Origin of the sequence: uncultured Adlercreutzia sp., from assembly GCA_910585575.1 — a bacterium.
Lineage (GTDB): Bacteria > Actinomycetota > Coriobacteriia > Coriobacteriales > Eggerthellaceae > Adlercreutzia.
The window spans coordinates 1-19,276 of record CAJUFS010000050.1 but is presented as its reverse complement, the minus strand read 5'-3'; the positions used below and the strand labels follow the sequence as shown (position 1 = coordinate 19,276).

Genomic DNA, 19,276 nt, shown 5'->3' with positions numbered 1-19,276 from the left:
CCCCGGTGTGCGCCGACATAAAGAAGATGAAGGCCGCCCACAGGGCGACCGCCATCCACGAGATTATGAGCTTTACGCGTGTCGTCATGCCGCCCAGCCTTGCGCATTCGTTGTTTCACGGGAAACGCCGCCGGACGCTCAGGGCCCGCGCAGCGGCAACTCCTACGATAGCACTTCTGCTTCAGGAACCTTAGGCTTCCGGCGCCAGCGCGAGGATCTGATCCGTCGATGTTACCAGCACATCGGGCTCCCAGCCCTCGGCGGCGAAATCACGCGGATCGTGGTAGCCCCACGTCACACCCACGGCATAGCAGCCAGCGTTGCGCGCAGCGTGAATGTCTCCCGGCGAGTCGCCGACGTACACGGTGCGCGCCGGCGTGCTACCCAACTCCTCTATGGTGGCGAGCAGCCCCTCGGGCGCGGGCTTGCGCGGGAAGTGTTGCGGACCGCCTTCTCCGTGGGCCACGTCCACCTGGCCATCAAGGCACTTCTTCACGATGAACTGGACGCCGCCGTCGAATTTATTCGACAGAATGCCCAGCTTGCAGCCGCGACGACGCAACTCCGCCAACAGAGCCTCGATGCCCGGATAGGGCTTGGTCAGGTCGTTCGGGAAGGTGTCGTAGGCTTCCTTCCAGCGTGCGAGGCACGCATCGGCCACCTCCTGCGGTGTGCCCTCGGGCACCGCCTGGTAGATAAGGGCCTGGGCACCGTTGCCCACGTAGGAGTTGATTTCCTCGCGGGTGTGGGGCGGCATGTCGAACTCGGCCAACACTTCGTTGGTGAGCACCATAAGGTCGTCGAGGGTATCAAGCAAAGTGCCATCCAGATCGAACACAAAGGTATCGAACGGCGGCGTGAGCGTTGCATCGGCAACGGTAGTCATGGCGTCAAGCTCCTTCGGTTTGCACGTTCGTTTGGCTCTAGGAAACCACGAACGACGCCGCCATGCCACCATTCGAGCCAAATTGTTAGCGGGGTTTCACAATTCCCCTCCCTCAGAAAACTTGAGCCACGGCCTTGTAACGAACAGCCAGCGTGCCATTACGTCAGACTTCGTGATTGCTAAGGTGAGAACATCAATTCCCAGAAAGAAGGCTCCCATGGATCAGTCACCGAAACGCGTTGCCCTTATCACTGGCGCCAGCTCAGGACTCGGCTTGGAATTCGCCCGTCAGCTTGACGAGCGCCAGGTAGCTGATGAGCTTTGGCTTATCGCCCGCAATGAAGAGAAGCTGCAAGCCGTTGCCAAGGAGCTCGATACGCCGGCTCGAGCAGTAGCCGCCGACCTCACCAGCGAAGCCGACGTTGCCTCCATTCGCACCCTGCTTGTCAAAGAACAGCCGCGCGTCACCTTCCTGGTAAACGCCGCTGGCTTCGGTAAGTTCGGCGATTGGCAGACCATTGCCGATGCCTCCGTCGATGCCATGATCGACCTCAACTGCCGCGGCCTGGTGGACATGACCCGCGCAAGCCTTCCCTACATGGAGCGCGGCGGCCGTATCATCCAGGTAGCCTCGGCGGCGGCCTTTGCGCCGCTGCCCCACATGAACGTGTACGCCGCTACCAAGGCCTTCGTGCTGCGCTACACCCGTGCCCTGCGCTGGGAACTGCACGGCACCGGCATTACCGTCACGGCCCTGTGCCCCACCTGGGTGAAAACCGGGTTCGAAAAGGTGGCCCGCGCCTCGGGGGGCGGCCATGATGTGGGCCATCTGCTGGGCGAGCAGACGCCCGAAACCGTGGTGCGCCGGGCGCTCTGCGCCAATAAGGCCCACTTCGCCGTGGCCTGCGCCAGCCCCCAGTCGGCGGCCCTGCGCGTGGTCAGCAAAATCATGCCCGCCTGCGTAACCATGGCTGGCTGGGATGTGCTGCGCCGTCTCTAGCAAGAAGCGAGGCGCCTGACGCAGAAAGCCCTTGCCCCCTGTTCGCTGGAACTCCCCAGAAAGGAACGCTCATGACCGAGCTGCAAGACAACAACTACGGCGTGGCCACCTCTATGGCCGACGTGCAAAATCAGATCAACACCATGGAAGACTACTTCGAGACCGGCGAAACGCTCTCGGTGGAATTTCGCCTGCGCCAGCTGCGGCGCCTGCAGGACTACCTGCTGCGCCACGAGCAGGAAGCCCTGGAAGCGCTCCATGCCGACCTGGGCAAATCCGCTTTCGAGGCCTACGCCACCGAACTTGGCCTGGTCTACGACGAGCTGCGCCTCTATCAGAAGAAGCTGCGCCACTGGGCGCGACCGCGCCATGTGCCCACGTCGCTTGCCCACTTCCCCGCTACGTCGAAAGTGTATCCCTACCCCTTCGGGGTGGCCGCGGTGCTCTCGCCCTGGAACTACCCGCTGCAGCTTACCCTCGTGCCCCTTATCGATGCCATGGGGGCCGGGAACTGCGTGGCCATGAAGCCGTCGAAGACCTCAGGGAACACCTCTCAGTTTCTGCGCGATATGTGTCGCGAGATCTTCGACCCACGCTACGTGTACTGCTGGCACGGCAGCAATGACATGAACAACTGGCTGCTGCAGGTGGAGTTCGACAAGATCATGTTCACTGGCAGTCCTCGCGTGGGCAAGGAGATCATGACCTCAGCCGCGCAGAACCTTACCAGCGTCACCCTGGAACTGGGCGGTAAGAGCCCCGTCATTATTGCAGCCGACGCCGACGTAACGTGCGCCGCCGAGCGCGTGGCCTGGGGCAAGTGCCTGAACTCAGGGCAAACCTGCGTGGGGCCCGATTACGTGCTGGCGCACGAAAGCGTCGCCGATGCCTTCGTGGAGGAATTCGGCCGCGCCGTGCACCGCTACTACGGCGACAACGTGCTGGCCAGTCCCGACTACCCCCATATGATCAATAAGAAGCATTTCGACATGGTGTGCGGGCTTATCGACGACCGTCCCGCCGGCACCAAGATTGCCTTTGGCGGCCGCCGCAACCCCACCACCCTCCAAATTGAGCCGACCGTGGTCACGGGCGTCAGAATTGAAGACCCCCTGATGAGCCAAGAGATCTTCGGACCGGCTCTGCCCATTATCACCTGGAACGACTTAAGCGACGCCCTGGCTATTGTGCGCTCCATCAAACACCCGCTGGCGTGCTACATTTTCTCGGAGAACCGCGCGTTCCAGCAGCATATTCTCGACTGCGTGCGCTGCGGAGGCGCCACCATCAACGACGTGGTCATCCACGCCAGCAACAACCATATGGGCTTCGGCGGCGTGCAGAACTCCGGCATCGGTGCCTACCACGGCAAAGTGGGATTCGACGCGTTCACCCACTACAAATCCACTACCAAGAAGAGCACGAAGATCGAGTTGGACGTGCGTAACCCACCGTTCAACGAGGGAAAAATGCGCGTGTTGAAGTTCTTCATGCCCGGAAAATAGCCCGTTCCCGTCCGCGCAGAAGGCCTTTGCTAACAAAAAGGGCGGCCGAGTGACAACTCGGCCGCCCTTTAAGCGCAAGGAACGCGGAGGTGATTAGAACACGGCCACCACGGCGCCGGCGTAGTTGTCGGCGATGAACTGGGCCACCGTGTCGCTCTGGAGCGCCTTCACCAAAGCCTGGGTCTTCGCGTCGTTCTCGTTGCCCGCCTTCACGGCCAGCACGTTGGCGTAGGCCTGGGCCGCCTCGCCCTCGGAAGACTCGGTGGCAATGGCGTCGGCCACGCTCAGACCGGCATTCAGAGCATAGTTGCCGTTGATGGCGGCCAGATCTACCTCGTCCAGCGTACGGGGCACCTGGGCGGCTTCCACTTCCTGGATGTTCAGGTTCTTGGGATTTTCCTCGATGTCGAGCACCGTGGCGTTGATGCCGACGCCGTCCTTCAGCTTGATGAGGCCCTCCTGCTCGAGCAGCAGCAGCGCGCGGGCCTCGTTCGTGGTGTCGTTGGGCACGGCCACCGTGGCACCATCGGCCAGGTCGCTCACGTTCGTCACCTTGTTGGAGTACAGACCGAAGGGCTCGAAGTGAATCTCGGCCACGGCCACCAGATCGGTGCCGTTCTCAGCATTGAAATCGTTCAGGTAGGTGATGTGCTGGAAATAGTTGGCATCCAGCTCGCCGTCCTGCAGCGCCGTGTTCGGCAGGATGTAGTCGTTGTACTCCTTCACCTCGAGGGTGTAGCCCTCGGAAGCCAGATCGTCCGCAATGGCGTTGAGAATCTCGGCATGGGGCGTCGGCGAGGCGCCCACGGTGATCACGTTGTCGCCCTCGGCCGGCTGCTCGGTGCCAGCGGCGTTGTTGTCAGCAGAAGAGCCGGCGTCGGCTCCTTCCGTGCTGCTGGAGCAACCCGCCAGCAAGCAGCCGGACAGAGCGGCACAGGCCACGAAGGCGCCGGCCTTTTTCAGAAACGTTTTACGAGTAACTACCTTCTTCATGATGATTCCTCCCTTTCGATATGTGCTGACAAGCATCATGAAAGCTGTGCGCACGCGGCCAAGCCGCGGTGGTACCGTGGTTGAGCGGGCGGCTGAAACCGCCCAAGAAACAGGGGATGGAGAGGGGCTAGCGCAGGCGCTTGTCGATCTTGCGCACCAGCGCCAAACCGCCTTCCTGGAATATCTGCACGATGATAACGAGCAGAATGACCGTGATGAGCATGACGTCGAACTGGTAGCGGTAGTAGCCGTAGTTGATGGCAATGGCGCCCAAACCGCCGCCGCCCACGAAGCCGGCCATGGCCGAATAGCCCAGGATAGTGGCCAGCGAAATGGCCGCGCCCACCAGCAACGACGGCTTGGCCTCGGGCAGGAACACCTTCCAGATCATCTGCCACACCGACGATCCCATGGCCCGGGCAGCCTCAACGACGCCCGGATCCACCTCCTTGAGCGAGGACTCCACCATACGCGCCACATAGGGAGCCGCTGCCACCACCAACGGAACGATGGTAGCCGTGCTGCCGATGGTGGTTCCCACCACCAGGCGCGTAAAGGGCAGAATCATCACCAGCAGGATGAGGAACGGAATGGACCGCAGGATGTTCACGATGGTGCCGACGATGAGGTTCACCGCGCGATTGGGGCGAATGCCCTTGGCGTCGGTCACATAGAGAATAACGCCCAGGGGAATGCCCAGCACATAGGAGATGACCGTGGAAACGAGGGTCATGTACAGGGTCTCCCACACCCCCGTGACGATAAGGTCGATCAGTTCCGGTGACATTTACCTCGCCTCCTTTCCCAGGCCGTACTCTTCGTTGTTCGGAATATCGCTTTCAATAATAGCCTGCGCATCGGGCGCTGCCGGAACTTGGGACGCGGCAGGGCCTGAGCCGGCGGGGATGCTACGCTCGTAGTACACGCCGCGGCCGTCCAGGTAATCGCAGATGCGCTGCTGGGCAGCGGCGTCGTGGGGCATCTCGATAAGCATCTGGCCGAAGGGCTTGCCGCCGATGTTCTCGGTATTCGCCGCCACAATGCTTACCATGACGTTGCATTTCACCGTCATGTCCGAAATAACCGGCGCCCCGGATTCCTCGCCCGTGAAGGCCAGGCGCAGGGTGTTGGGCGGCAGCGTCAGGCCCGAGCCCTCTTTGTAGGTGGGGTCGATGAGGCGGCGTGCCGTCTCGGACTGGGGACGAAGGAACACGTCGCGAACGCTGCCCTGCTCCACCACGGCGCCGGCATCCATCACCGCCACGCGGTCGCAAATTTGCTCGACGACGCGCATCTCGTGGGTGATGACCACCACCGTGACGCCCAACTGCTGGTTGAGCTTCTTCAGCAGGTCCAAGATGGCATGGGTAGTGATGGGGTCCAGCGCGCTGGTGGCCTCATCGCACAGGATGATCTTGGGGTTGCAGGCCAAGGCGCGGGCAATGGCCACCCGCTGCTTCTGACCACCGGAAAGCTGTGCCGGGTAGGCACGGGCCTTATCCGCCAGGTCAACCAAGGCCAGCAGCTCGCGCACGCGCTCGTCGGCCTGGGCGCGGGGCGTGCCCGCCAATTCCAAGGGGTAGCGGATATTGTCGGCCACCGTGCGCTGGGACAGCAAGTTGAACTGCTGGAAAATCATGCCGATGTTCTTGCGCGCGGCCCGCAGCTGCTTGGGCGAGAGCCGGGTGAGATCGGTGCCGTCGATAATTACCTCGCCGGCCGTCGGCCGCTCGAGCAGGTTGATGCAGCGCACGAGCGTGGACTTGCCCGCACCGGAAAACCCGATGATGCCGAAGATCTCGCCGTCGGCGATGGTCAGGTTCACATCGCGCACCGCCGTTACCTCGGTTTTGCCCGAACGGAAGGTTTTGTCTATGTTGCGAAGCTCGATCACGAGGCGCATTTCCTTTCACAGGACGGCACAAAGGCGCCGTCCCACGGTTTGCTTCTTGTGTGAAAGGAATACTACCCGAGGGCGCCGTCGGACGGAACGCCCCAAAACCCGATAGATCCCCATCGCGAAAACCGATGGCGCCCTGTCGAGAAGCATCGCGCAACAGCAAGCAAAGACGCCCCGCGGGGAGGGAAGCGGGGCGTCGAAGACTATGGCGCGGCAGAGGGGGGCTGCGCCCGCGTATGCTTGATGGCACCGAGGTTTGCTCGATACCCGCGAGGGGCTTAGGCCTGAGCGGCGTGCTTGCCGGCCACACGGCCGGAGGTCATGGCGTTGCCCATGTTGTTGCCTGCCGAGGGGCAGTTGTAGGCATTGCCGTAGCGCTCGCCCATAGTGTTGCCCACGGCGTACAGGCCGGGCACAACATCGTTCTTCGAGGCGGTGAGCACCTGGTAGTTGCCGTTCACGCACAGACCGGCCAGCGTATTCAGGCCCGGGCCGTAGAGGTTGGCCGTATTTTGGGCGGCAATGTAGAAGGGAGCCTCGTCAATGGGAATGAGGTTGTCGGCCGGCTTGCCGAAATCGGTGTCCTTGCCGGCGGCGCACAGCTCGTTGTAGCGCTCGACGGCAGCCTTGGCGTTCTCCAGCGCGTCGCCCGTCAGGCCGGCGTTCTGCAGCACTTCCTCCACCGTGGAGCCCACGAACACATCGTTGGTCATGGCCATGCCGCGGTTGGCAATTTCCAGGCCGCGCACGGTCACCGTGCCGGCAGCGGGATCGGCGGCATCCATCTGAGCCTGGTACTCCTCGATGCCCTCGGGGAAGCCCCAGTTGGGAGCGCCGTGGTCCAGACCGCCCGCCTGAATGTACTGCATGTGCTTCTTGTCCATGATGGCGAAGTTGCCCACCATGGCCGCTTCCTGGTTGATGGGCTGGCGCACGGACTGGGCCAGCACCAGACCCGCGAAGGACTCGTTCATGAAGCGATTGCCCTGGCAGTTCAGCCACAGGCAAGGCGTAGAGCCCCAGGGGCCGAAGGAGATGGAGGGGGCGTCGCCGGCCACCGGACGCGGATGGCTCTCGATGGCACCGCCGGCCCAGCAGCCCATCTTGTGGCCCGATCCGTCGCAGTCGGTCATGCCGGTCATGCGCTCACGCTCCACGCCGTGACGCATAGCGTTCTCGGCGCACTCGGAGCATAACTCCCACACCATGTCGGGATTCGCACCGAAGTCGCCCGTAGCCAGAATGACGCCCTTGGCAGCGTCGAACTGCACGTAGTTGCCCTCGGCATCCTGGGCGATAACGCCGGTCACGGCGCCGGCCTCATCCTGCAGGCAGCGCACGGCAGTGTGGCCGCAGTGCCACTCGGCGCCCAGGTCCTCGGCGGCGTCGCGGCAGTAGGTCTCGATCTCGGTCAGGCGGGACACCTCGGTCAGACCGGCCTTGCCCACGGGCTGGGCGTTCTGCGTGCCCACAGTCTGCACCGTGGAGGCCCACATCTTGTAGCCGGAAATTTCCACCGGGTAGTCAGTGCCCTTGTCCTTGCCGTAGGCAATCTGCACGATGCACTCGTTGCCCTCGTAGTCGAAGACGTTGGACGTGGCGGGAATGAGCGAGGCCAGGTTGTCCATCATCTCGCCGGAGTTGTACACGAACGAACGAATGACGTCGGTGTTGCAGCGGCCGTTGGCGCGGCGCACGTACTCGTTGACAATCTCGTCCAGATCGTACGGCCCGAAGCCCCAGCTTTGCAGCAGCTCGGAGTTGTAGGAGCAGATGTCGTCGCCGCGATAGACAATCTCGCCGTCGTTGTGGGTCTCGATGACCGCCACCTTGGCGCCCTCCTGGGCCGCGGCCAGCGCCGCCTGGGTGCCGGCATGGCCGCCGCCCACTACCACCACGTCGAAGCTCTTGGTGGCCGTAATCTCGTCGGAGCTAATTTCGGGAGCAGCGCCCAGCCAGTCCTCGTCACACATATAGTAGTCGGGGCGTGCAGCGGCGCCCGTAGCGCTCAGGCTCTCGCCGTCGGCCGCCTTAGCAGCAGCCGTGTTCGTGGCCTGAGGAGCACAGCCAGCCAAGCCCAAAGCGCCCAGCACGCCCGCACCAGCAGCACCCGCAATGAAGTTCCTACGCGTCAGTTCCATAATCCCTCTCCCTTTCTAGGATTGACTTGCCAGCGCGTTCCCCGGAGTTCCCTTGCCGGGGCGCCCCGCCGTTCGGAGCGTCGCGCTTGGCCGATGACGCCATCATGCCAGCGGACCTTGGTACCCCGCCATCGGAAGAACCGTTGATTTTCACCGCGAAAGGGTTCCGTTCGGCCTCAACGGTTTTACGTATTTCCCCTCAACGCTTTGACGTTTTCCCAGTTGAAAAGGTAACCCGTGCACGTTCGTACAACCCAGTGGCGCGGCGCTTGCTATAATGGCCGTCAACGTCATTTACGGGCTTGGGAGGGACCGCATGACCAACAAAGCACCATCGCCGCACGACGGTCCTTTGCCGCCGCCGTCTCTTTCACCGGGCAGCGGCCTGCTGCTTGTTATCGGACTGGCCTCCTTGTTTTCATCCCTGCTTATTTACTCAGGGACAGCCATCTCGTTTCTGCGGCTTCCGGGCTTGGGGGCGCATATGGGAACGTTCGCCGAAACGCTCCTTCTTGCCAGCACCGTCGTGGCGGCCGTCGCGGGCGCAATGGCCTTGCGCGGAGCATCCCTATCATCGGCGCCTTTTATGGCCCTGATAGGCGTCGTTTATGTGGCCTGCTCCCTCGCCTTTGGATTTGTCGGCTACCTGGACGTGGCCGACACCGCCGTTTACATGGCACTGAGCATTATCACGGGCGTGGCAAACGTTTGCCTGGTGCTGGTATGGGGACGTATCTGCGGACGCCTGCTTTCCATTCGCCCGGCACTTCTTGTGGTAGGCATGGCCTCGGCGCTTTCGGCCATCCTGTGCTTTCTGTACGGCAAGCTTCCCCTGGAAGCTACCTTGGGGCTGTTTTTCCTGGCCGCCCTTGCCAGCGTGGTTATCCCCCTGACCCTGCAAAGCCTGCCCGCTCTTGCAGATTCCCCTCAGACAGCCCGCGGACCCGACGACGAGGGCGCACAGCCCGACACGATCTCCCGTCCTTCAGCCCGCCAGACTCTGGCCTCTTTAGTTGACGTTGCCCTTATGCCCGGGCTGGGGCTCATTGCCTTCGCCTTCGTCATGGCCGTCATGCGCACGGCTTTCAACGAGGGCCAGGTGGCCTATCTTTCCATGATGGTGCTGGCCGCCCTGGGACTGGTTGCCTATGCGGCCTTGAAGCGCGGACGATTCCTTTTGCCCGGAGGTTTGCAGCTGACGTTTCTGCCCATTGCCGCCTTGGTGCTTTTGGCCGCTATTGCCATTACCGCCACGGTGAACGCAGGCGAGGCGGTGGCCGTCTGGCTAACCTACGGCGTCTACTCTTTGGCTGTCGTGCTGACCATTGCCACGCTCTGCGCCGTGGCCCACGCCGGCGAGTTCTCTTCCGACCTGGTATTCTCCGTGGCGGTAGCGGCCTTTTGCGGCACCTCGTTTGTCGGGCAGATGATTGCCGGCGGCCTAGACGATGAGCTGATCAACGTGGCCGTCACCCTTACCACCACGGTGTACGCCTTCGCCTTGGCGCTGGTGTCCTACGTGCGTCGCATCCGCGATGTCGGCGCTAACAATACTGAGGAACGCGTCGGCGCCGATGCCGACAGCACCGCTGCGGCCGCATCAAAGGGCGGCTCGGCTGCGGGGCTCGAAGCTGGCACACCGTCGCTCCAGGAGCGCTGTGATGCGCTGGCAACGGAGTTCGGCCTTACTTCCCGCGAGCGCGAGATTCTCGCCTACCTGGCCGAGGGGCACAACGGCTCCTATATTGCCAGCGCCCTGTTCATCTCGCCGAACACTGCCCGCACGCACATCCACAACATCTATCGCAAGCTGGACGTTTCCTCGCGCGAGGACATCCTGCGCCTCACGCGGACAACGTTGCCACAGCAAACTCACTGAGTGAAGCCCGAAGGGAAGATATGTACTTCTTCTCGGAGTGGCGAAGTTGGGGTATAATTCCCCGTGCACTTGCGGGCGTCGCCAAGTGGTAAGGCCCAAGCTTCCCAAGCTTGTATTCGCGGGTTCGAGTCCCGTCGCCCGCTCCATAACATGCCACGGCCCCTTTCGGGGCCGTTTTTGTTTCTGTCTTACAGCACCTTCTCGTACAGCACAAAGCGGGGTTCTTCGGTGTCGATGTAGGTGCCGTACGTGAGATGGTGGCGCCCCATGTTCTGATATCCCAGACGCTCGTAGGTGCGCTGGGCTCCTACGTTGGTGATAAGCGTGTCCAGGCGCACGGCGCGGTAACCGCGACGCGCCGCTTCTGCTTCCACGGCCTCCATGAAGAGGCGGCCTAGGCCTTGCCCGCGGAAAGCCGGATGCATGCCGAAAAGATGGATTGTGGCAAATTCCCCGGGCGCAGCATCCACCTGCCAGGGCACCGCCTCGTAGCCCGGGGCCGCCGTCTCGTCGCAGACGAGGGCACCAACCACCTGGCCGTCCTTGAAGCCAACAAAGAGCGCGTCGGCCTCCACCGCAGCCTCGAGCTGCTCGCGGCAAGGATGCACGCCCACGCGCCAGAGCGGGTCGTTGTCGGTACCCGCCACGGCTTCCTGGACTTCCGTATACATAACCAGAAGATCGTCAATGTCCTCGAGCGTTCCCTGTCTTACGCAGAAGTCCTCGGCCATACCGCACCCCTTTTCCCTTGTCTTAGCCGCAATTCTATCATCATCGCTTGGCCTGGCAGCGAGGAAGGTACGGGCGCATAGGCGCCCCTCACGGCGCTTTCTTCCACGCTTGGGCCGAAATAACGGTTGCGCGGCCGCTTGTTAGTGGAACAATGGTTCCGAGAGCATTTCCCTAAGGAAGCGGCTGCGAGACCATCGTCCCGCGCCGAACGAGCGGAGGACCCTATGGCAGACACCACCTTTGAAATTGACGAGCTTCTTTCCGACGGCATCACGAACACGCCGCCCTCTTTCGTGCGCGCGATCCTGAAGGCCGCCTCGGATCCGAACGTCACCTCCTTCGCCGGCGGCCTGCCCAATCCCATCTCCTTCCCCCAGGAAAAGCTGCTGGAGTCCATGGAGCGCGTGGTGGCCGAGCGCGGCGCCGACGCCTTCCAGTACTCCGCCACGGCCGGCATCGAAGAGCTGCGCGGCTGGGTGGCCGAGCGCTACAACAAGCGTTTCGGCACCGACTATGTGGCCGATGACGTGCTTATCACCACCGGCTCTCAGCAGATCCTCGATCTGCTGGGCAAGGTGCTTTTGGACAAGGGCGACGGCGTCATTGTGGAGAAGCCCACCTACCTGGCCGCCATCCAGGCTTTTGCTCTCAACCAGCCGGTCTTCCGCGAGGTGGAGCTGACCGAAGACGGACTGAACATCGAAGAGCTCAACGAGGCTCTGGACGCCGGCGCCAAGATGATCTACCTCATTCCGAACTTCCAGAACCCCACGGGTCTTACCTACACCGAGGAGGGCCGCCGCCAGGTGCGCGAGGCCCTGGCCAACCGCAACATTGTGGTGGTGGAGGACGACCCCTACGGCGAGCTGCGCTTTGAGGGCGAGTCTCTCCCCTACATCGGCGGCGTGAACCACCCCCACGGCGTCATCATGGGTTCCTTCTCGAAGACGGTCACCCCCGGCTTCCGCATGGGCTACCTGCTCACGAAAGACCATGCGCTGCTGAAGGCCCTGAACACCGCCAAGGAGGCGGCCGATCTGCACACCAACGTGTTCTCCCAGTACGTGGTGTACGACTACCTGACCCACAACGATCTAGACGAGCACCTGGTGAAGATCCGCGGTCTCTACGGTAAGCAGGCCGCGACCATGGTGGAGGCCATGGGCGAGTACTTCCCCGCGAACGTCTCCTTCACGAAGCCCGAGGGCGGCATGTTCCTGTGGGTCACCCTTCCCGAGGGCATTTCCACCATGGACATGTTCGACAAGGCGCTGGAGCGCAACGTGGCCTTCGTGCCGGGCGATCCGTTCTACGCTGAGCCGGGCAAGCACTCCACCATGCGCTTGAACTTCACCAACGCCGACGAGGACACCATCCGCGACGGCATTCGCCGCTTGGGCGAGGTCATCGCTGAGGTAGTTGCCGAGTAGCGCACAGCCGCATTTCACCACAAAGAGCGGAGTCTGGCGGCTCCATTCACGGAATTGAAGGGCGCATTTCGCGCCCTTTTCGTGATAACCTGTCAACTCGCACAATTGAATAAGCACTGCAAACGACACATGTAGCGCCGGGCGGCGCGTAAATCTGATCACGGCACAGGAAAGACTTCCGCCGTGACGTCATGCCCGCTGCGCTCTTTCTCTGCCTGATCCGATTTGCCCACCGCGCGCTGCGGAAGGAGGAAATCGGTGTCCCATCAAGCATCACCCGCTGCCACCACCAAGCAGCAAAACCCCGCGGCTATTCTCTTCGTTGCCGCCTTCGCGGCCTTCTTGGCCACCTTCAATGAGACGTTTTTGAACGTGGGCTTCGCCCCCATCATGGAAGCCCTGTCCGTGGACGTGTCCACGGTGCAGTGGCTGGCCACCGCCTACATGCTGGGCGCGGCCGTAATGGTGCCGGTGTCGGCCTTCGCCTACCGTTCGTTCCCCACGCGCCCGCTGTTCTGCGCCACCACGGCCCTGCTGGTCGTCGGCTCCATCATCGGCGGCTTGGCTCCTAACTTCGCCGTGCTGCTGGTGGGCCGCATCGTGCAGGCCCTGGGCACGGGCATGCTCATCCCCATCGGCATGAACATCACCCTGGAGGTGGCCCCCCGCGAGAAGCTGGGCACCTACATGGGCATTATGGGCGCCATGACCACCCTGGGGCCCTCGTCCTCGGTTATCCTGGCTGGCCTGATTCTTGCCATTGCCCCGTGGAACATGCTTCTGTGGGTGTTCGCCGCTCTGTCGCTTATCTGCCTGCTGTGCGGCGCATTCATCCTGCGCGACATCGCGCACCTGACGCATCCGAAGCTCGACGCCGCCTCGGTAGCCCTTATCGGCGTGGCACTCATCGGCATCCTGTACGGCGTGTCCACCATCTTCGCGGGCTCGGTACCCGTGGCCGTGGGCGCTGCCGTGGTGGGCATTATCGCCCTCGTGTTCTTCGTGAAGCGCCAGGGCACCTTGGCCGAGCCGCTCATCGATCTGCGTCCGCTGAAGATCCCGCCCTTCGCGGTGGGCGTTATCGCCAACATGCTTTCCCTGGTGACCATCTTCGCCATGAACATCATCGTGCCCACCTTCATGCAGTCGGTGCTGGGCACGCCGCCGCTGGTGGCTTCGCTGACGCTGTTCCCTGCCATCCTGTGCTCCTGCGCCGCCTCCCCTCTCGCGGGACGCATCTACGACAAGCACGGTCCGGGCATCTTGCTGCCTGTGGGCTTCGCCTGCATCGCGGTGTTCTCGGTGCTGACGGCCCTGTTTATCGCCACGGCTTCGCCGGTACTGCTGGCCATCATCTACATTCCCGTCATTTGCGGCTCGGCGCTTATCATCGGCCCGGTGCAGTCCTTCGCCCTGTCGAAGCTGCCACCCGAGATGAACCCTCACGGCGTGACCGTCATGTCCACGGGCTTCCAGATTGCCGGCTGCTTCGGCTCTTCGGTGTTCACCGGCGTCTACGCTCTGGTGGGCGCCTCGGCGGCTGCCTCGGGCGTTGCCGCCGCTGAAGCCGCTACCAGCGGCATGGTGGCCTCCGGCGTGCTGGTGGGCGTGTTCGCCCTGGTGGGCTTCTTCCTGGCTCTGTGGATTCGCCGCGCGGCCGCAAAGCCCATTGTGGACGCCGCTCCGCAGGCCGCTTGGGGCGAAGCCGTCGAGGGCGAAGCCGCTGCTGGTGCGGCCGCCGCGGCTTCCGACACCCTGGCAGCCATTATGAAGACCGACGTGTTCACCGTCTCTCCCACTACCTCGGTGGCCCAGGCCATGGAGCTGTTCGCCGACAAGGGCATCTCCGGTGCGCCCGTGGTTGACGAGGCCCGTCGCGTGGTGGGTTTCGTGTCCGACGGAGACATCATGGCCTCCCTGGCCGATCAGGTGCCGGCCTTCAAGACCGCCTGGTCCTTCGTGGTGGAGCGCGAGAACGCCGACTTCGACGCTACGCTGCGCGAGACCATGGCTCTGCCGGTCAGCGAGATTGCCACGAAGCGCGTGATTTCCGTGGATGTGAACGACGACTTGGGCGAAGTGGCCCGTGTTCTGTCGGAGGGCCACCTTAAGAAGGCCCCGGTGCTGGAGAACGGGCGCATGGTGGGCATCATCAACCGCTCGAACATCACCCGCTACGCCATCGACCGCTACTACGAAGAAGCACAGCGCGAGGCTAACGGCCGCTAAAGCGCACGTCGAACAGGCAACGCACGTTCGAGCGAGACGTCCGTTTGCTCCGACGCACCACGCACGCTAGTCCATTCGAGGCGCCCTTCGGGGCGCCTCTTTTTGTGCCGTGATCCTAGACCGTGGGGTCGTCCTTGACGAAAGAACTGATGGCAATAGCGGATACGGCGCAGAGCAGGCCACCGATGGCCCAGGCCAGCCAGAAATACGGCGTCTGGTAACCCGGCACGAACAGCATGACCAGGCCAGCGATGGTGGCCACAATCATGATTATGGCGCACAAGCCTCCGGTGATCTGGCCCTTGCGGCGGCGACGCTCCAGGCGCGCCCGCACACGCAGCAGCTCCTCGTCGGTGGCCTGCTCCACCCCCAGCATCGCGCAGAGCTGCTCGTCGGTATAGGTGCTGCGCAAGGTGGCAAGGTCCATGCTTGCCAGACCTTCCCACAACTCTCCTTCAGCCAAGGCTTGCTCGCGCGCCTGATTATAGTTGGCAATGTTGAGACGACCCAACAGCATGGAGCCGTAGACAATGAGAAACGCACCCACGGCGAAGCACCCCATCATAAGGGCCGCTGCCTCCATCTGCACGAACTCTGAAGCTGCATCGGTGCACGCCATGGCCACAATGCCCGTAAAGACAAACGCAATGCCCGCCACCAGGGTAACGGCGAAGAAGCGCTGGGCTCGCTGGCGGTCGTCGCTCGTATAGAAGTCCTGGATAAAGGGGTGGTTGCGCTGGAATTCCGTATGCTGCAAGCCCGCTACCAGGAACAGCGCCACGCCGGCAGCGATGGCAACGAACAAGGGGATGAGCCCTAAAGCCTCCAGAGCAGGCTGGTAGGTCTCAGCCCATCCCTCGACGGCCATCAGCAGGGCCACGCCCAGAAGGACCACCAACACGCCGGTGGCTATTTTGGCGGCGAAGGCGCGCATGTGCTCGTCGTAGCCGCACACATCTTGGGGCGGCCCGCCGGCGCTGGCTCGCAGCGCCTGGGCCTTGGCCTGGGCGGCGGCCGTGACCGGCGTGGCGGTGACGTCTCCTTGGACCAAGTCATCCAGAGAGACATCGAAAATCTGGCACATCTTCAGCAACTTATCCATTTCCGGATAGGACTTCTCCGCTTCCCACTTCGTCACTGATTGACGGCTCACGCCCAGCAGCATGGCCAGCTGCTCTTGGGTCATGGAGTGGGAGGCGCGCAGGTATTGGAGGTTGTTGCGAAAACTCATGGTGCGTTCTTTCATGGTTGTGTTGGACGGGTCGGCCGAGGACGGTGGGCGTCGATGGTTGATCAACGCCTTCACCTTACCCGTCAAATCCGTAGCGCGCTACCAACTTGCGGCATCTTTTTGCGCAACTTCAAGGCGCCTGGCGGTTGCGAAGGCCAGGTCGAGAGCTTGTTCTGCCTTGTCACATCATCACTTTAAGAAGTTCTGTCGCGGCCACCGTAAGCGCACCCGTGGCCAAACCAACGACGGCGCCGGCCACCACATCGCGCGGATAGTGGACACCGGCGGCAACGCGCAGAACCGCCAACAAACACGCGAGTACCAGCAGCACGACGGCCACCACGGGGCTTGCCACCCACCAACAGGAAGCAATGGTGAAGGCGGAAAACGCGTGACGGCTGGGAAAGGAGCACCCTGAGCCCTCGCGAGCCACCAAGGGCTCGATGCCGTCTTTCTCGAAAGGACGAGGGGCGTTAAGGCGCGCCCGTACAAGGCTCACCGCAACGAAAGCCGCGCCCGGGATGCCAATCAGGGGAAGCAAAGCCCATGGGTCGGCGAGCCCCTTTACTACCAGCAGCGCTGCGAAGGCTCCGTAGAACAGCGCGACTATGCCGTGATTCGCCGCATTGAGGCTCTTTGCCAACAGGGGATGGGCCTGGGCAACCGCCGCCCAAGAACGGTAACGGGCGGCATAGGCAGAGGGGCGGCACGGACACAACACTCAGACAGTCCTTCCAAAGACGGGCCAGTACAGAAGCCCATTCTACCATCCGTCGCTTGCGCAACGGCTTCTTTTCCCCCTGATCTTGTATCATCCCGCGGCAGTATAATAAGGTGATCGAACTGCAAAGCACCTCCTCTTGAAAGGTTGCCCAATGAAAAAATCTTCTCTTTCCTCTCCCCGCGCGCGCCGGGCCCTCATCACTGGCGCTGCCGCTGGCGTCCTCGCTCTGGGCACCCTGGCCGGGTGCACAACCACCCCGCAAGAAGCCTCTGAGCCATCGGTTGCGACAAGCACCGAGAGGGTGGCGCCCCTCGACGAGCGCTCATCAAGCGCCGGCGTCACTGACGAAAACACTGTGACCAGCACGGCCCTGGTGGTCTACGTTGGCGACGACGAGGCGGCCTTCGTCGATCAGGACAACGGCGCGCTCTACATTCCGACCCTGCCCGACGACCGCGTCTTCGGCCTCGACGGGCGCGAGATCGACGAGGATGCCCTGCGAGTGGGTGACGTTGTATCGGTCACGGGCAACGGCATCATGCTGGAAAGCTATCCCGGGCAGTACCCGGGCATCAGCAAAGTGCAGGTCATTTCCGAAGGCGATGCGGCCGAGGCTGAGAAATACGCTGACGAGGTTGCCGCCATCTTCGGTGCCGCCGACGCGGGCAACGTTGCCACGGGAACCGTCGAGTACACCACAACGCTGGGGCAGGTGAGCCTTCCGCTGACCGCCTACGCTTCCGAATGGCGCCAAGCCGATGGAAGCACCCGTGAAATTGACAGCGAGTACCATGATCGCGACGGCGTTCTCGTCGAGGGCACACCCGATGCGCGCATCAACGCCCCCACGGAAGCCACCGTCACCTTCTCGAGCACCCTTGTCAAGCTGGAAGTCGAGCGCACGCCCGTCTCCCAAACCCCGCAGGGCACCTGGGCCATAGAGCGCTCGTCTCACGACGAGAAAGTCATGGTGACGAACGCCGCCGACAAGTCGGCCACGTTCGTCATTGAGCCCGGCTACGTCTACGAACTCGACGCCGACTTCGGCCAGGACAACGAAGCCTCGTACGCTTTCGTCTCCCTTAACTAGGTTTATCGGAGGCATGAGCTGGGGGCGTTCCTCGCCTGCGACGTCCCCCGAGGCCGCTTCCCCAGCAACGTTTCCCCAGAAGGCGTCTCCTTGGCATCGCACGACACGGCGATCCGCTTCGCTCCTGGTTCGCCAAAACAAGAAGGCTCCCCGCTTTTGCGGGGAGCCTTCTTCGATGCGGGGGAAGATGTTGCCGGAAAACTACTTACACATCGAGGTTCTTGAACGCCTCGGGCACTTCCTTGAAGCCCTTCGATTTCACCGCGCAAATGATGAAACCGATGACGAACCAGGACACGCCCAGCGCATAGGTCATGATGTCGAAGCCAGTGAACACGTAGCCCAGAATGATAATGCCGAGCCACGGGCACACCACGTACTTCACCCAATCGCCCACGGTGCGACGCTTCTTCTCGCGAACGAAGAAGAACCAGAACACCGCAAAGTTCAGCATGATGAACGAGGCCAGGGCGCCGAAGTTCACCAGCGTGGCCAGGTCGGCCATGGTGAGGATAAGCGACAGCACCAGCGCCACGGCACCGATAAAGATGGCGCCGACCCAAGGGGTCTGGTACTTGGGATGCACCTTGCCGAAGATGGCGGGGATCACTTTGTCGCGACCCATGGAGTACAGCAAGCGCGAAGCGGCCAGCTGGGCGTTCATGATGTTGGCGATGCCGATGGCCACGATGTTGATAATGAGCATGATGTTCATGAACAGATCGCCGCCCACCAGCTGGCAACCGTAGAACCAGGCGTTCTCGGCATGCTCGGGGCTCCAGCTCTGCCAGTCAGGCTGCACCAGCGAGGCAATGTAGGTCTGGGCCACGAAGCACACGATGATGATGCCCAGGGCGATCAGGATACCGCGGCCGATGTTCTTCTCGGGGCGGTTGGTCTCCTCGGCCAGGGTGGAGATGCCGTCGAAGCCCAGGAAGTTCAGGGCTGCGATGGAGATGCCAGCAGCCAGGAAGTGCGCGTCCACCTTACCAGGCTGCCACAGCGGATCGGCGTTGAACTCGCCGGCGCCACCGCCGCCCAGGATGAAGTTCGTGCCCAGGGCGATGAAGGCGATAACGGCCAGGATCTCCACGATGAAGATGATCAGGTCGATGCCGCGCGTCATAGAAATGCCGCGGATGTTCACGAAGGTGTTGAAGATCACGAATACGATGACCCACAGATACCAGGGGCTACCTGGTACCAACATGGTGCCCCAGTTAGCCACCATGACGTAGAGCAGGGCCGGCGTGATGCAATAGTCCAGCAGAATCAGCCAGCCGGAGATAAAGCCCACGTGGGGATTGATGCCGCGCTGCACGTAGGAGTACACGGAACCGGCAATAGGGAACCGGTTGCTCATGCGCACATAGCTGAGCGCGGTGAAGAAGATAGCCACAAAGCCTACGATGTAGACCAGCGTGGACATGCCCAGCGAATCCTGCTGGACCAGACCCCAAATGGAGTGGGGCGCAATGATTACCATGAACAGAACGCCGTAGAGCACGACGTCCCACAAGCCCAAGCCGCGGCGCA

General features: G+C 62.5%; 16 protein-coding genes and 1 tRNA gene. 8 read left to right on the top strand and 9 right to left on the bottom strand.

The features are described 5' to 3' along the window. Positions 1 to 194, top strand: a 194-nt coding sequence (locus QZ307_RS07765) for a hypothetical protein (protein ID WP_295998209.1), incomplete at its 5' end; no start/stop codon positions are given. On the opposite strand, the gene QZ307_RS07760 is transcribed toward QZ307_RS07765, so the two are convergent. Then, positions 191 to 886, bottom strand: coding sequence for an HAD-IA family hydrolase (locus QZ307_RS07760; protein WP_295998206.1), 696 nt, complete (start codon positions 884 to 886; stop codon positions 191 to 193). The genes QZ307_RS07765 and QZ307_RS07760 overlap by 4 nt on opposite strands. 217 nt (positions 887 to 1,103) lie before the next feature. Between QZ307_RS07760 and QZ307_RS07755 the strand changes: the two genes are divergently transcribed. Together QZ307_RS07755 and QZ307_RS07750 are read left to right on the top strand one after the other, a co-directional pair. After that, positions 1,104 to 1,886, top strand: a complete 783-nt coding sequence (locus tag QZ307_RS07755; RefSeq protein ID WP_295998203.1) for an SDR family NAD(P)-dependent oxidoreductase — start codon at positions 1,104 to 1,106, stop codon at positions 1,884 to 1,886. Between the two features lie 71 nt (positions 1,887 to 1,957). After that, the gene (locus QZ307_RS07750) at positions 1,958 to 3,391 is read left to right on the top strand and encodes an aldehyde dehydrogenase family protein (protein ID WP_295998200.1); all 1,434 of its coding nucleotides are present in this window, start codon (positions 1,958 to 1,960) and stop codon (positions 3,389 to 3,391) included. 93 nt (positions 3,392 to 3,484) lie between these two features. On the opposite strand, the gene QZ307_RS07745 is transcribed toward QZ307_RS07750, so the two are convergent. From QZ307_RS07745 to QZ307_RS07730, 4 genes are all read right to left on the bottom strand, one after another. After that, the gene (locus QZ307_RS07745; protein ID WP_295998196.1) at positions 3,485 to 4,384 is read right to left on the bottom strand and encodes a MetQ/NlpA family ABC transporter substrate-binding protein; all 900 of its coding nucleotides are present in this window, start codon (positions 4,382 to 4,384) and stop codon (positions 3,485 to 3,487) included. 127 nt (positions 4,385 to 4,511) lie between these two features. Continuing rightward, entirely contained in the window at positions 4,512 to 5,171 is a 660-nt protein-coding gene (locus QZ307_RS07740) for a methionine ABC transporter permease (protein WP_295998193.1), read from the bottom strand. Further along, a complete protein-coding gene (locus QZ307_RS07735; RefSeq protein WP_295998190.1) occupies positions 5,172 to 6,278 on the bottom strand; it encodes a methionine ABC transporter ATP-binding protein in 1,107 nt (368 codons plus the stop codon). 284 nt (positions 6,279 to 6,562) lie between these two features. After that, positions 6,563 to 8,425: an FAD-binding protein gene (locus QZ307_RS07730; RefSeq protein ID WP_295998186.1), complete on the bottom strand. Its 1,863-nt coding sequence runs from the start codon at positions 8,423 to 8,425 to the stop codon at positions 6,563 to 6,565. A gap of 586 nt (positions 8,426 to 9,011) precedes the next feature. Between QZ307_RS07730 and QZ307_RS07725 the strand changes: the two genes are divergently transcribed. Both QZ307_RS07725 and QZ307_RS07720 read left to right on the top strand, forming a co-directional pair. After that, positions 9,012 to 10,304 carry a helix-turn-helix transcriptional regulator gene (locus QZ307_RS07725; RefSeq protein ID WP_295998183.1) on the top strand — a complete coding sequence of 431 codons (1,293 nt, stop codon included), beginning with the start codon at positions 9,012 to 9,014 and terminating at the stop codon, positions 10,302 to 10,304. Between the two features lie 71 nt (positions 10,305 to 10,375). Then, a tRNA-Gly gene (locus tag QZ307_RS07720) sits at positions 10,376 to 10,450 on the top strand. Between the two features lie 42 nt (positions 10,451 to 10,492). Here QZ307_RS07720 and QZ307_RS07715 read toward each other — a convergent pair. Further along, complete coding sequence (locus tag QZ307_RS07715) at positions 10,493 to 11,035, bottom strand: GNAT family N-acetyltransferase (protein ID WP_295998180.1); 543 nt, start codon at positions 11,033 to 11,035, stop codon at positions 10,493 to 10,495. Between the two features lie 225 nt (positions 11,036 to 11,260). Between QZ307_RS07715 and QZ307_RS07710 the strand changes: the two genes are divergently transcribed. After that, entirely contained in the window at positions 11,261 to 12,466 is a 1,206-nt protein-coding gene (locus QZ307_RS07710; RefSeq protein ID WP_295998178.1) for a PLP-dependent aminotransferase family protein, read from the top strand. Positions 12,467 to 12,724: 258 nt separating this feature from the next. Then, positions 12,725 to 14,695 carry an MFS transporter gene (locus QZ307_RS07705; protein WP_295998175.1) on the top strand — a complete coding sequence of 657 codons (1,971 nt, stop codon included), beginning with the start codon at positions 12,725 to 12,727 and terminating at the stop codon, positions 14,693 to 14,695. Positions 14,696 to 14,810: 115 nt separating this feature from the next. Here QZ307_RS07705 and QZ307_RS07700 read toward each other — a convergent pair whose 3' ends face one another. Further along, positions 14,811 to 15,926 carry a helix-turn-helix transcriptional regulator gene (locus QZ307_RS07700; protein ID WP_295998173.1) on the bottom strand — a complete coding sequence of 372 codons (1,116 nt, stop codon included), beginning with the start codon at positions 15,924 to 15,926 and terminating at the stop codon, positions 14,811 to 14,813. A gap of 181 nt (positions 15,927 to 16,107) precedes the next feature. Beyond that, positions 16,108 to 16,647, bottom strand: a complete 540-nt coding sequence (locus tag QZ307_RS07695; RefSeq protein ID WP_295998170.1) for a phosphatase PAP2 family protein — start codon at positions 16,645 to 16,647, stop codon at positions 16,108 to 16,110. Positions 16,648 to 16,801: 154 nt separating this feature from the next. Here QZ307_RS07695 and QZ307_RS07690 point away from each other — a divergent pair, with 154 nt between their 5' ends. Continuing rightward, entirely contained in the window at positions 16,802 to 17,740 is a 939-nt protein-coding gene (locus QZ307_RS07690) for a hypothetical protein (protein WP_295998167.1), read from the top strand. 205 nt (positions 17,741 to 17,945) lie between these two features. On the opposite strand, the gene QZ307_RS07685 is transcribed toward QZ307_RS07690, so the two are convergent. After that, positions 17,946 to 19,276, bottom strand: a 1,331-nt coding sequence (locus tag QZ307_RS07685) for an APC family permease (protein WP_295998164.1), incomplete at its 5' end; no start/stop codon positions are given.

What these genes read in the sequence shown, in the direction of transcription:
- QZ307_RS07745 (WP_295998196.1), bottom strand. Translation starts at nt 4,384, where the DNA reads ATGAAGAAGGTAGTTACTCGTAAAACGTTTCTGAAAAAGGCCGGCGCC.
- QZ307_RS07755 (WP_295998203.1), top strand. Translation starts at nt 1,104, where the DNA reads ATGGATCAGTCACCGAAACGCGTTGCCCTTATCACTGGCGCCAGCTCA.
- QZ307_RS07715 (WP_295998180.1), bottom strand. Translation starts at nt 11,035, where the DNA reads ATGGCCGAGGACTTCTGCGTAAGACAGGGAACGCTCGAGGACATTGAC.
- QZ307_RS07750 (WP_295998200.1), top strand. Translation starts at nt 1,958, where the DNA reads ATGACCGAGCTGCAAGACAACAACTACGGCGTGGCCACCTCTATGGCC.
- QZ307_RS07690 (WP_295998167.1), top strand. Translation starts at nt 16,802, where the DNA reads ATGAAAAAATCTTCTCTTTCCTCTCCCCGCGCGCGCCGGGCCCTCATC.
- QZ307_RS07725 (WP_295998183.1), top strand. Translation starts at nt 9,012, where the DNA reads ATGGCCCTGATAGGCGTCGTTTATGTGGCCTGCTCCCTCGCCTTTGGA.
- QZ307_RS07700 (WP_295998173.1), bottom strand. Translation starts at nt 15,926, where the DNA reads ATGAGTTTTCGCAACAACCTCCAATACCTGCGCGCCTCCCACTCCATG.
- QZ307_RS07740 (WP_295998193.1), bottom strand. Translation starts at nt 5,171, where the DNA reads ATGTCACCGGAACTGATCGACCTTATCGTCACGGGGGTGTGGGAGACC.
- QZ307_RS07760 (WP_295998206.1), bottom strand. Translation starts at nt 886, where the DNA reads ATGACTACCGTTGCCGATGCAACGCTCACGCCGCCGTTCGATACCTTT.
- QZ307_RS07730 (WP_295998186.1), bottom strand. Translation starts at nt 8,425, where the DNA reads ATGGAACTGACGCGTAGGAACTTCATTGCGGGTGCTGCTGGTGCGGGC.
- QZ307_RS07710 (WP_295998178.1), top strand. Translation starts at nt 11,261, where the DNA reads ATGGCAGACACCACCTTTGAAATTGACGAGCTTCTTTCCGACGGCATC.